The sequence below is a fragment of the Bacillus atrophaeus genome (genome assembly GCF_039519175.1).
In the GTDB taxonomy this organism is placed as follows: Bacteria; Bacillota; Bacilli; order Bacillales; family Bacillaceae; genus Bacillus; species Bacillus atrophaeus.
Genome location: NZ_CP154443.1, coordinates 2,173,978 through 2,186,629, shown reverse-complemented (window position 1 = coordinate 2,186,629; position 12,652 = coordinate 2,173,978). Strand labels below are relative to the sequence as shown.

General features: G+C 46.5%; 11 protein-coding genes. 6 read left to right on the top strand and 5 right to left on the bottom strand.

Going from position 1 to position 12,652, the window contains the following annotated elements; translation table 11 throughout:
• Window positions 1-37 precede the first annotated feature (37 nt).
• The 4 genes from fecD to AAHT65_RS10955 all read left to right on the top strand — a co-directional run bounded on the left by fecD (window position 38) and on the right by AAHT65_RS10955 (window position 4,001).
• Window positions 38-1,039 carry a Fe(3+) dicitrate ABC transporter permease FecD gene (gene fecD, locus AAHT65_RS10970; protein WP_088116723.1) on the top strand — a complete coding sequence of 334 codons (1,002 nt, stop codon included), beginning with the start codon at window positions 38-40 and terminating at the stop codon, window positions 1,037-1,039.
• Window positions 1,036-2,037 (top strand): Fe(3+)-citrate ABC transporter permease YfmE, encoded by a 1,002-nt coding sequence (gene yfmE, locus AAHT65_RS10965; protein WP_010787917.1) that lies wholly within the window; start codon window positions 1,036-1,038, stop codon window positions 2,035-2,037. The genes fecD and yfmE overlap by 4 nt, the downstream gene beginning before the upstream one ends.
• Window positions 2,038-2,049: 12 nt before the next feature.
• Window positions 2,050-2,847 carry a Fe(3+)-citrate ABC transporter ATP-binding protein YfmF gene (yfmF, locus tag AAHT65_RS10960; protein WP_088116722.1) on the top strand — a complete coding sequence of 266 codons (798 nt, stop codon included), beginning with the start codon at window positions 2,050-2,052 and terminating at the stop codon, window positions 2,845-2,847.
• A gap of 125 nt (window positions 2,848-2,972) precedes the next feature.
• Window positions 2,973-4,001, top strand: coding sequence for an NADP-dependent oxidoreductase (locus tag AAHT65_RS10955; RefSeq protein WP_088116721.1), 1,029 nt, complete (start codon window positions 2,973-2,975; stop codon window positions 3,999-4,001).
• A 29-nt stretch (window positions 4,002-4,030) separates the two neighbouring features.
• Here the strand turns inward: AAHT65_RS10955 and AAHT65_RS10950 are convergent, their stop codons facing one another.
• On the bottom strand, window positions 4,031-5,161 hold the full coding sequence (locus AAHT65_RS10950) for a DEAD/DEAH box helicase (RefSeq protein ID WP_063638919.1): 1,131 nt from the start codon (window positions 5,159-5,161) through the stop codon (window positions 4,031-4,033).
• Window positions 5,162-5,329: 168 nt separating this feature from the next.
• On the opposite strand from AAHT65_RS10950, the gene AAHT65_RS10945 reads away from it, so the two are divergent.
• Window positions 5,330-6,886: an ABC-F family ATP-binding cassette domain-containing protein gene (locus tag AAHT65_RS10945; protein ID WP_010787914.1), complete on the top strand. Its 1,557-nt coding sequence runs from the start codon at window positions 5,330-5,332 to the stop codon at window positions 6,884-6,886.
• Between the two features lie 94 nt (window positions 6,887-6,980).
• Here AAHT65_RS10945 and AAHT65_RS10940 read toward each other — a convergent pair whose 3' ends face one another.
• The 4 genes from AAHT65_RS10940 to AAHT65_RS10925 form a co-directional block, all read right to left on the bottom strand.
• Window positions 6,981-7,493, bottom strand: coding sequence for a GNAT family N-acetyltransferase (locus tag AAHT65_RS10940; protein WP_010787913.1), 513 nt, complete (start codon window positions 7,491-7,493; stop codon window positions 6,981-6,983).
• A 164-nt stretch (window positions 7,494-7,657) separates the two neighbouring features.
• The gene (locus AAHT65_RS10935) at window positions 7,658-8,848 is read right to left on the bottom strand and encodes an MFS transporter (RefSeq protein ID WP_003328347.1); all 1,191 of its coding nucleotides are present in this window, start codon (window positions 8,846-8,848) and stop codon (window positions 7,658-7,660) included.
• Window positions 8,849-8,911: 63 nt separating this feature from the next.
• Entirely contained in the window at window positions 8,912-9,334 is a 423-nt protein-coding gene (locus tag AAHT65_RS10930; protein ID WP_003328348.1) for a MerR family transcriptional regulator, read from the bottom strand.
• Between the two features lie 115 nt (window positions 9,335-9,449).
• A complete protein-coding gene (locus AAHT65_RS10925; protein WP_343310234.1) occupies window positions 9,450-11,339 on the bottom strand; it encodes an ABC-F family ATP-binding cassette domain-containing protein in 1,890 nt (629 codons plus the stop codon).
• A gap of 215 nt (window positions 11,340-11,554) precedes the next feature.
• On the opposite strand from AAHT65_RS10925, the gene AAHT65_RS10920 reads away from it, so the two are divergent.
• Complete coding sequence (locus tag AAHT65_RS10920) at window positions 11,555-12,631, top strand: glycosyltransferase family 2 protein (RefSeq protein ID WP_343310233.1); 1,077 nt, start codon at window positions 11,555-11,557, stop codon at window positions 12,629-12,631.
• The last annotated feature ends 21 nt before the right edge of the window (window positions 12,632-12,652 follow it).

Here is a 12,652-nt window from a genome sequence, read left to right as displayed (position 1 = left end):
TCTTTTTGATAACTGACGCAATAAGGAAGTGAGACTGTTGTATCATTCAGCCAAACGGCGCTCAGCATCTAGATTGATGATTTTTATCATCGCACTTATTCTGTTTATATTCGGGCTGGGGCTGAATCTTTCTGTAGGAGCATCTGACATCGGCATTATTGATGCTTTGAAATATCTTTTTGTATGGGACGGGTCAAAAGAACAGCTCATCATCTCTACCCTCCGCCTTCCCCGAACCTTAATCGGCGTTTTCGTCGGCGCCAGCCTGGCTGTGGCCGGCGCGCTGATGCAGGCTATGACAAGAAACCCTCTGGCTTCACCTCAAATTTTCGGCGTGAACGCGGGTGCATCCCTTTTTGTTGTTGCTTCAATTGTCATATTGCCTGCGTCAGCCTACTCCTCTGTTGTATTTGCTTTTGCGGGCGCGGCAGCAGGCGGCGCGATCGTTTATATGATTGCTTCATCAGGCGGAATGACACCTGTCAAACTGGCTTTATCAGGTATGGCGGTGCATTTGTTTCTGTCTTCTATGACACAAGCGGTCATTATTTTAAATGAGTCCGGAGAGGATGTTCTGTACTGGATGACGGGAGCGATTGACGGCAGCAACTGGCAGGATGTCCTGACGATTGCCCCGTTTTCAGTCATCGGGATCGGTCTTGCCCTCGTGTTTTCCGGATCAGTCTCTGTTCTAGGTCTTGGTGATGAAACGGCAAAAGGGCTCGGACAAAATATGAACGGAATCCGGATCCTGATCAGCTTTATTATTTTGATCCTTTCAGGTGCTTCTGTCGCCGTCGCCGGGCCGATCGGCTTTGTCGGATTGCTTGTTCCGCATATTGTCCGCAAGGTCGCGGGAGAAAATTATAAGTATGTGCTTCCGTTTTCCGCATTGTTCGGCGCGATTTTATTGGTATACGCAGATGTTCTGGCCAGATGGATTGCCTTTCCTTATGAATCTCCGGTCGGTATCGTCACAGCTATTATCGGGACACCATTTTTCTTATACTTGGCAAGGAAAGGGCGAAATCTGAAATGAAGAAAACAACCAGAAAACAAAAACGCCCCTTGTTCGTCATACTCATACTGGCTGCGATCCTGCTTGTTCTTTCCGTGATCAGCATCGGATTCGGGGCATTATATATTTCACCTGATGCGGTGATTACAAACTTATTGGGACTGGATGACTCCTTTGAATTTATCATTCAGCAATATCGATTGCCGCGCATTATATTAGCCATATTGGCAGGAGCCGGACTTGCTGCGGCGGGGGCGATTTTGCAGGGCGTCATCCGAAATCCGCTTGCTTCTCCCGACGTGATAGGGATTTCAAAAGGATCGGGTCTTGCGGCAATGGCCGTCATCCTGATCTTTCCTAAATCTCCGGTTTACGTGCTGCCGTTCTCAGCATTTGCCGGAGCAGCCATTATTGCTGTACTATTATTACTGGTAGCCCGCAAAAAAAGCATACAGCCCTCTTCATTAGCTTTATCAGGAATTGCCTTAGGCGCGGTCTGCCACGCCGGCATGCAATATATGATGGTGAAGTTTCCGGGTGATGTGAATGCGGCGCTCATTTGGCTGACAGGAAGCCTCTGGGGCAGAAATTGGGAAGAAGTCAAGCTGCTTTCGCCATGGCTTTTGGTTCTTTTGCCGATCGTCTGCATCCTCATTCCGAAACTTGATCTCATGTCATTAGGAGATGAGCTTGCGCAAGGACTTGGCGAAAACGCAAATCGGCTGAGATTCATCCTGATTTTCACCGCAGTAGCGCTTGCCGGAAGCTGCGTGGCCGTTGTCGGATCTATCGGTTTTATCGGACTGCTTGCCCCGCATATCGCCAGACGGCTCGCCGGAGAAAAAGCCAAATATTTACTGCCTGCATCGGCATTAATCGGTGCTATTATATTACTTATCGCAGATACGTTAGGACGCGGCATCATGCCGCCGGTTGAAATACCGGCCGGAATATTGACAGCTGTGATCGGCGCGCCCTATTTTTTATATTTATTGAAATTCGAAGCGAGGAAACAGTAGGGAGAGAATACAATGGGAAAATTGACTGCAGACCAGCTCACTCTATCATATGACAGCACAGTGATTATCGACGGTGTTGACTTAAAGATTGAAGAAGGAAAAATCACTGCACTCATCGGCGCCAATGGCTGCGGGAAATCGACAATCCTCAAATCGCTTGCCAGACTGATGGCTCCGAAAAGCGGTTCTGTTCTTTTAGAAGGAAAAGATATTCACCGCCAGCCGTCAAAAGAAGTGGCAAAAAAATTGGCGATCCTGCCCCAAGCCCCTCAGGCGCCTGAAGGATTGACGGTACAGGAATTATGCTATTTCGGCAGACATCCCCATAAGAAGCTGTTATCCAAGCATACCCAAGAGGACCACGACATGGTAGAGTGGGCGCTGGAAGCAACGGGGATGAACGAGCTGAAGGACCGGACTCTTGATGCGCTGTCAGGCGGCCAAAGGCAGCGAGCATGGATCTCTATGGCGCTCGCACAAGGCACTGATCTGCTTTTGCTTGATGAACCGACCACTTATTTAGATATTTCACATCAGATTGAAGTGCTCGAACTATTGAAAACGCTGAACCGCGACCATGGGCGCACAGTCGTCATGGTGCTTCATGATTTAAACCAGGCCGCTCAATATGCGGACTATCTTATCAGCGTGCTGGACGGAAAAATATACAATGCCGGAACACCTGAAGACGTGTTTACCCAGCCATTTTTCCGAGAAGTCTTCGGACTGGAATGCTGCATCATGAGAAGCCCGATCGATCAGAAGCCGATGTGCCTGCCGACGGGGCTATGTCCGAAATTACGTGCGTGAAACAAAAGGAGGGCTGATCCCCTCCTTTTTTATATTTCCCCAGCACACTTTTCCCCGTGTTACTTTTGTATTCCTCAGCCTGTCCGTGTTACATTGGTGTAAATCAATATGATAGGAGGATCAGCATGCCAGAATCTCAACAGCAAATACAATTAGCCAGACGCCCTCAAGGGGTTCCTAAACATGAAGACTTCCGTTTTGAAACGATTTCTGTCCCTGAACCAAAACAAGGTGAAGTGCTTGTTAAAACGCTTTATGTATCGGTCGATCCGTATATGCGCGGCCGGATGCAGAATACGAAGTCATATGTGGAGCCGTTTGCCTTGGACGAGGCTTTATCAGGCGGGGTGATAGCTGAGGTTGTGTCAGACGGTGAAGGTCAGTTTAAAAAAGGCGATATCGTCATCGGCAACTTAAACTGGCAGGAGTATTCCGCTGCCAGCGAGTCCGCCCTGCGGAAAATTGATACAAGCATCGCTCCGGCTTCAGCTTATCTCGGTATATTGGGAATGACCGGCTTAACCGCATACTTCGGTCTTATGGACATCGGCCGCCCAAAACAAGGCGAAACCGTTGTCGTTTCAGGAGCTGCGGGAGCAGTCGGCTCAACTGTCGGACAGATCGCCAAAATTAAAGGCGCGCGCGTTGTAGGGATTGCGGGGTCTGATGAAAAGATAGCTTATTTGAAGGATGAGCTGCAATTCGATGAAGCCATTAACTACAAAACCGAAGATGACATTCAAAAAGCGCTTGCTGACGCTTGCCCGGATGGTGTCGATGTCTATTTTGACAATGTCGGCGGCCCGATTTCAGACTCCGTTATGAACCTGCTGAATGAGTTTGCCCGCATACCTGTGTGCGGCGCGATTTCATCCTACAATGCCGAAAGCGAGAAGGATGATATGGGGCCTCGTGTGCAGTCCAAGTTGATTAAAACAAAAGCGCTGATGCAAGGCTTTATCGTCAGTGACTATTCTGAGCGTTTTCCTGAAGGGGCAAAGCAGCTGGCGGAATGGCTGAAAGATGGAAAGCTTCATTATGAGGAAACCATTACAGAAGGCTTTGACAAAATTCCTGACGCTTTCCTCGGACTCTTTCAAGGAAAAAACAAAGGAAAACAGCTGATAAAAGTCAGTGAACCAAGTGTGCAATAATAAAAAAGACGGGGAGATCCCCGCCTTTTTTATTTTTCTGCCAATTGGCCTTTAGCATAAACAACCTGCTGTAAAGTCAGTCCAAGTCTCTTCGCCATTTTTTTCAGCTTTGATTCCTCCATTGGAGTGACAAGGCTGATCACGGTTCCTTCTTTTCCCGCTCTTCCGGTTCTCCCCGATCGGTGAATATATCCATCCTCATCAGGAATATCAGCATGAATCACATAAGGCAGATTCTCGATGTCTAAGCCGCGCGCCGCAATGTCCGTCGCCAAAAGCAGCGGAAATTCGCCGTTTTCAAAAGCTGCCAGTATCTTCGCTCGCTCCATCTTTTTCGCTTCACTGTGTAAGATGCCAAGATCGACATGGTGATACGCAAGCTTTTCCGCATAGACGCTTAAATTGCCGATATCTCTGACGAATACGAGCGCCTGCATGCCTTGAAGCCTTGAAAGCTTTTGTAAAAGCTTCACTTTATCCCGCTGATCACATACCAAGTATTGATGCTTCACTTTACCAGCATCGTGTTGGCTGCGCTCCACCTTCAGCACTTCAGGCTCTTGCGTCATTTCACGCAGCACCTGTTCCGTTTCCTGCTTTAAAGTCGCTGAGAAACAAAGCAGCTGCCGGTCCTTAAGCGTCGTTTTGATAATTTGCTTCATTGTTTCACGATGCTCCGGTAAAATGAGCTGATCCGCTTCATCAAGGACAATGGTCTTGACTTCATGCATTTTCAGCTTCTTCATCTTAATTAATTCAGAGACTCTTCCCGGTGTACCGACAATGATATGCGGGTGTTTTTTCAGCTTTTCCACCTGCTTTTTCACGTTCGCGCCTCCGATGATAGATGCCGCCCGCAATTCAGAACCCGATTTCCAATCCTGAATCACTTGAAAAATCTGCATCACAAGCTCACGTGATGGAGCTAAGATGACGGCTTGAGCGTGTTTTTGCTCAGGCTGTATCCGTTCCAGAACCGGCAACGCATAAGCAAGCGTCTTGCCCGTTCCCGTTGGCGATTCAGCGATGACATCCTTTCCTTCCATAATGAGTTCAGCCGTCTGCTCCTGTACGGCAGTCGGTTTCGTGAAGCCTGATGTCTCCCAGTTTTCTTTAATAAAAGTCTTAGCGTTATGTAAAAATGGCCATGTTTGCGTCATTTTTTTCTCCTCAATTCTTCAAATCTATTCCATAGTATCTCAAAATGAGAGCCGGAACGCAATTTTTCTTTTCGCTTTCGAGTCTTTTAACAATTCGGATAGTCCGTTATAATCAAACATGAGAACTACACGCAAGAAGCGTGTTTGATTATAGACAGAGGTGTGAATATGAGTATTTTATCAGTGAAAGATTTAAGCCATGGCTTCGGCGACCGGGCCATTTTCAACAATGTGTCCTTCCGTCTCCTAAAGGGAGAACACGTCGGACTGATCGGCGCGAACGGCGAAGGGAAATCAACCTTCATGAATATTATTACCGGAAAGCTTGAACCTGATGAAGGAAAAGTGGAATGGTCAAAAAACGTCCGTGTCGGCTACCTTGATCAGCATACGGTGCTGGAGAAAGGAAAAACCATCCGCGATGCGCTGAAAGACGCATTCCATTATCTGTTCGCGATGGAAGAAGAAATGAACGGCATTTATAACAAAATGGGAGAAGCCGATCCTGATGAGCTTGAGAAACTTCTTGAGGATGTCGGCGTCATTCAGGACGCTCTCACAAATAATGATTTTTATATTATTGATTCCAAAGTGGAAGAAATTGCCCGCGGCCTCGGCTTAAGTGATATCGGACTTGATCGTGACGTCACGGATCTAAGCGGCGGACAGCGTACAAAGGTGCTCCTTGCCAAGCTTCTTCTTGAGAAGCCGGAAATCCTGCTTCTTGATGAGCCGACCAACTATCTTGATGAACAGCACATCGAATGGCTGAAGCGCTACTTGCAGGAGTACGAGAACGCGTTCATTCTGATCTCTCATGACATTCCGTTTTTAAATAGCGTCATCAATCTGATTTACCACGTAGAAAATCAAGAATTGACCCGCTATGTCGGCGATTATAATCAGTTTATGGAAGTCTATGCAGTGAAGAAGCAGCAGTTGGAAGCAGCCTATAAAAAGCAGCAGCAGGAAGTCGCTGAGCTGAAGGATTTCGTTGCGCGCAACAAAGCCCGGGTCAGCACGCGGAACATGGCAATGTCCCGCCAGAAAAAGCTTGATAAGATGGATATGATTGAGCTTGCCGCAGAGAAACCGAAACCAGAATTCCACTTCAAGCCGGCCAGAACATCAGGCAAGCTGATTTTTGAAACGAAAGACCTTGTCATCGGTTATGATACACCGCTCTCCCGTCCTTTGAATCTCCGGATGGAACGCGGACAAAAAATCGCCCTTTACGGCGCAAACGGCATCGGTAAAACGACATTGCTTAAAAGTCTGCTTGGTGAAATCCAGCCGCTTGAAGGCTCAGTTGAGCGCGGTGAGCATCTGTTTACGGGATATTTCGAGCAAGAGGTTAAGGAAACGAACAACAACACATGTATCGAAGAGGTATGGAGTGAATTCCCTTCCTATACGCAGTACGAAATCCGTGCCGCGCTGGCAAAATGCGGGCTGACCACGAAGCACATTGAAAGCCGCGTCTCCGTATTAAGCGGAGGCGAAAAAGCGAAAGTCAGACTGTGCAAGCTGATCAACTCAGAAACGAATCTGCTTGTACTCGATGAGCCGACCAACCACTTGGATGTCGATGCCAAGGAAGAGCTCAAACGCGCGCTTAAGGAATACAAAGGCTCCATCCTGTTGATTTCCCACGAGCCTGAATTTTATATGGACATTGCGACAGAAACATGGAACTGTGAGTCTTGGACGACGAAAGTGCTTTAATCAAAATGAAAACCCGCCTCCTTTAAGGGCGGGTTTATTTTGTTACTGCCATTTTTTCTCGGTATATGCTTCCGCTAACGCCTTCGTTTGTAACTCATATCCATTCCTCTTCTAAAATAGCGTAATAATACTCATCCCACCATTGGTTTCCATTTGGAATACATTTTTTAAAATAGCCTTCTCTTCTCATTCCGATCTTCTCCATTACTCGATAGGAAGCGATATTCTGCGGCTGACAGGTTGCGATAATCCGATGTAATTTCATGTTTGTAAAACCAAATTCTAATATAGCTTGTGCTGCTTCTGAGGCATACCCTTTATTATAATACTTCGGATTAAATACCCACCCAATTTCATAACTATGCTCACCAAAATACTTAAAAAAAGCAATGTGACCGATTACAATGTTTTCTTCCTTTACTACCACGGGAAACTTTTCAGCATTTTCACCCATATTTTCATTCACAAACTTCTTGGCATCCTCTTCAGTAAACACACCTTCCGGTATATATTTCATAACATGAGGATTTGATGTGTATTCATAGACATCTTGCCAATCTTCGCATTTAAATTTACGTATTACCAGCCTATCCGTTTTTATATCCATTTGATTCTCTCCAATTCAAAAATAGTCATCTATTTATATTTATTTCGATAGGAAACATACAAAAACCTCTTACCATCTCTTTATCCATCAATTCATATCAATCTCCGGCTCTATTTTCCTCCACAAATTAAAAAAGACACTGCATCCCGCGCAGTGTCTTTTTTTTAATGTCCAGCCTTAATCCCGGCCAAATGTTTGCGTCCCGCAAGAAGCACGAGCATACCCACAAGAACAACAATTCCGCCAACCGTGTACGGAGTATGGGCTGTAAAATGTTCAGACAGCATTCCCGCAATCCACGGCGCGATCGCACCGCCGATGAAGCGGACAGAGCTGTAAGCAGAAGAGGCAATGGAACGTTCGACAGGCGCAGAGCCCATGACGGCGGTTGTCATAATGGTATTGACCATCCCGAGAACCGCTCCCGCAATAACGATACATGTAATCACAAGAACCATATGCTCCGTCCAAATGCCCATGATGAATAAAATTAGGGCAAACGCGATAAACAAAAGAACCAGGGAGCGCACAGTGCCAAGCGCTTTGTGAAGTGCCGGCGCAGTAAATACCGACGTGATGGCTAACAGCAGCCCCCAGCCGAAAAAGACGTAACCAAGTCCGTGTTCATCCAAATCAAGAACAAACGGCGAATAAGCGAGTAAAATAAAAAATCCAAAGTTGTATAAGAATGCAGATACCGCCATTGTCAGCAGCCCTTTGTATTTCAGCGCCTTCATAGCGTCAAACACACCGACACGTTTCGCCGGTTTTGCAATGTTCGGAAGCATGATTGAAATCGCGCATAAAGCGACAAACATCAGGACAGACACACCAAAGAACGGCGCGCGCCATGAGATGCTTCCCAGCTCGCCGCCTAAAAGAGGACCGACTGAAATCCCAAGTCCAAGCGCAGCTTCATACAGAATAATCGCTTTGGCGCTTCCGCCGACAGATACTCCTACGATAACCGCGAGCGCTGTTGAAATAAACAGGGCGTTCCCTAAGCCCCAGCCGCCCCGATAGCCGACAAGCTGTGCAATAGAACCTGAGCTTCCGCCAAGTCCGGCGAAAATAATAATAAAAATAAGACCGAGAATCAATGTCCATTTTGCACCGATCCTGCTTGAAATCGCTCCAGAAAAAAACATCATAAAACCTGTCACGAGCAAATAACTTGTAAATAACAGCGATACTTCACTAGGTGAAGCATGTAATTGTGCTGCAATCGCCGGAAGAATAGGATCGACCAGCCCGATTCCCATAAAGGAAATGACACAGGCAAATGCAACAGCCCACACCGCTTTCGGCTGGCTCAGCAATCCTGTTTTCTGATTCACTTGTGTATTGTTATCCATATGATCTGACCTCCAACTTGATACATTAAAAGAAACGCTACATCCATAGCGTTTTTACTAAAATCATTCGATTGACTGAATGGCGTGTTCCGCTTTGTCTTTCATTCCGTTCAGCCGCTCTTTGAAGCTTTGGAACGTGCGTATCTTTTCATCAATCATCGTAAGCTGATGATTCAATGTTTCCTGAATTTCTTCCAATTTCTCTTTACGTTCCTTTGGATCAAGCGACAGCAAATAGCCTTCTTTCTTTAATTCAAGCTGGCGGCTTGTTTCCATGAAATGCTGAAGCTCCTGAAGAGAAAAGCCGAGCACTTCTTTGGTATTGATCACCTTCTCCAACTCTTCCATATCGTCTTCCGAATAAAGCCGAACTCCGCCTTCTGTCCGTTTCGGCGCAGGAATTAAACCGATCTCCTCATAAAATCGGATGGTCCGCTTTGTCAGCCCGCTTCTTTTGGCCACCTGATCAATCTTCATCCATTCCAAGGTTACTCCCCCTTTTGCTGTATCTGATCTTATTATACACCTTTTGAACCTTAACGTAAACGTAAACTTTTCGACAAAAAGAAAAACCGCGTCACGCGGTCTCCCTTTTTTCTTCTTATTGCTCAAGCTCTTCAAGCATAAGCGACAATTCCGTCCAGCGATCCATGGCTGCTTCCAGCTCTTCCGCTGTTTTTGCCTGCTCAGCCATCAGGTCTTGAATTTTTCCAAAATCACTTCCCGCACCGGCGATTTCTGCCTCAAGCTGTTCGTGCTTCTCTTCCAGCTTTGCGATTTTGTCTTCAATGCCATCCCATTCAAGCTGATCCTTGTACGAAAGCTTCTTCCGCTTTTTCTTCGGCTCTGCTTCAGTGCGTTTCTCTTCTGCCGGCTGTTTTTCTGCTGATTTCTTGGTCTTCGCTTTTTCCATATACTCACTGTAAGAGCCTTGGAAGCGTGAAATCACGCCGCTTCCTTCAAACACAATCAGCCGGTCCACAACTCTGTCAAGAAAATACCGGTCATGGGATACCGTGATGACAACGCCGGGAAATTGGTCTAAATAGTCTTCCAACACGCCCAGTGTTTCGGTATCCAGATCATTGGTCGGCTCATCCAAAAACAGGACATTCGGTTCCTGCATCAATACATGCAGCAAGTACAAACGGCGTTTTTCCCCGCCGGACAGCTTGCGGATAAATGTGCGCTGCATATGGCGCGGGAACAAGAAACGCTCCAGCATTTGCTCCGCTGTAATGACATCTCCTTCAGTTGTTTTAACGATTTCCGCTGTTTCTTTTATATAATCAATGACTTTCAGCTCGCCATTCATTTCACTGTGGTCTTGCGTATAATAACCGATCCGAACCGTTTGGCCGATTGTAATCTCACCCATATCCGGTATCACCCGTCCGGCAAGGCTGTTTAAAAGCGTTGTTTTCCCGATGCCGTTCGGTCCGATGATACCGATTCGCTCACCAGGGATGATCAATTCGCTGAAGCTGTCCACCAATGTATTCCCGCCGTATGAAATCGTCACTTGCTCGGCTTCAATCACCTGTTTGCCGAGGCGGTGTGAGCCGATCGCAAAATCGAGTGCGCCTGAAGAGGAAGGCCCGTCTTGCTCCTTCAGCGCCTCGACTCTGTCGATTCGCGCTTTTTGTTTTGTTGACCGTGCTTTTGCTCCTCGTCTGAGCCAAGCTAATTCACGTCTAAGCAAATTCTGGCGCTTTGTTTCTTTTTGCTCCGCCTGCGCTTCCCGTTCTGCCCGCTTTTCCAAAAAGACCTCGTAATTTCCTTGATACGTGTACAGGCTGCCATTTTCCAGCTCATAAATTCGGTTCGTCACACGGTTTAAGAAATACCGGTCATGCGTCACCAGCATGACCGCGCCCGGATACTGCGCCAGGTAGCCTTCCAGCCATTCGATCGTTTCATTATCCAAATGGTTTGTCGGCTCGTCTAAAATCAACAGATCAGCAGGCTGAATTAGGTTTTTCGCAATGGCGACCCGTTTTTTCTGTCCGCCTGACAACTCATGCACAGGTTTTGTCACGTCATTGACACCGAGCTTTGAGAGAACAGTTTTCGCCAAGGTGTTTGCGTCCCACGCATGATTTGTATCCATTTTCCCTTGGGCTGCGAGCAGATTTTTCTGCAATACTGCATTTTCAGGCGCTTCATTCAGTTCCTGAAGCGCTTTTTCGTATTCCCGCAATGTTCTCATCACGGCCGAGTCGCCAGAGTAAATGTGTTCCAGCACCGTCTGTCCGGCAGGAAGTTCAGGGTCCTGATGCAAAAATTCAACATGAACGCTGCCTGATTTAACGATGTCCCCCTCTTCTGTTGATTCAAGGCCGGCAATCACTTTTAACAATGTAGATTTGCCGGTGCCGTTCGGCCCGATCAGACCAATTCTTTCATTCTCTTCTATATGGAAGGAAATATGATTGAATAACGTTTTATCTCCGTATGTTTTATAAAGATGTTCCGCTTTTAGTATGCTCATGGTTCCTATCAATCCTCACGTAAGTTCATGAGTTCATTGTAAATCAGGTGATGGAATAAAACTAGTAAAAGATCATATCGCGTGGTAAGGCGTCCTTTCTCGTACCATATACCAGCTAACAGATTCGGTCCGATGAGGATTCGGCCATTTACAGTGCTTGACCGAAGCATGTTTCCGCCCTCTCCTTTATAAACTGGAAAAGGAGAGGTGATAATATGATCAGCATCAGTTTGTGTATGATTGTAAAAAATGAGGAAGAGGTGCTGGCAGGCTGCCTTGATCCACTCAAGGGGATCGCCGATGAGTTTGTCATTGTTGATACGGGATCAGCGGATGCGACAAAAGAAATTGCTGCCCGCTATACGGATATAATTTATGATTTTGAATGGACTGACCATTTTGCCGACGCACGCAATTTTGCTTTTTCTAAAGCGTCAAAGGATTATATCCTCTGGATGGACGCCGATGACGTGCTGACGGATGAAGACAGAAAAAAGCTCGCCGATTTAAAAATAAGCCTTAGTCCCGATATTGATGCCGTGTCGATGTATTATCACGTCGGATTTGATGAGAGAGGCGAAGTTAATTTTAAATACCGGAGAAATCGGCTTGTGAAGCGGGAAAAAGGGTTTCGCTGGATCGGAGCGGTCCATGAATATCTGGAGGTATACGGCAATATTTTAGAAACCGATATCGCCGTCACACATCGTAAACATCATAAAACCGCAGCTCCTCCTTCAGACCGCAACTTAAAAATCTATGAAAAAATGGTGGAGGGCAATCAAACGCTGACACCGCGTGATTTATTTTATTTTGCCAATGAACTGAAGGACCACAAGCAATACAACCGCGCCATTACGTATTACCATCATTTTTTAGCTACAAAACAGTGCTGGATCGAAGACGAAATCAGAACCTGCCAATATTTATCTGACTGCTACCGGGCGCTCGGCCATGAAGAAGCGGCCTTACACTCGCTGTTAAAGTCCTTTTTATTCGATCAGCCAAGACCGGAGTTTTGCTGCCGGCTCGGTGACTATTTTAAAGAAAAACAAAAATACCGGGAAGGCGCCTTTTGGTATGAGCTCGCCCTTTCCGCAAAAAGCAGCGATTCAGGATTTACACAAGTTGAATATTCCACCTGGTATCCGCACTTGCAGCTTTGCGTCTGTTACTGGCAGCTCGGCGACAAGGAGACAGCAAAACAGCACAATGATCTTGCCGCCTCCTTCCATCCGACCCATCCAAGCGTCTTGTTTAATCAAAACATATTCGCCGAACAATCAGAATGAAAGCATTAAAAAAAGATCAAG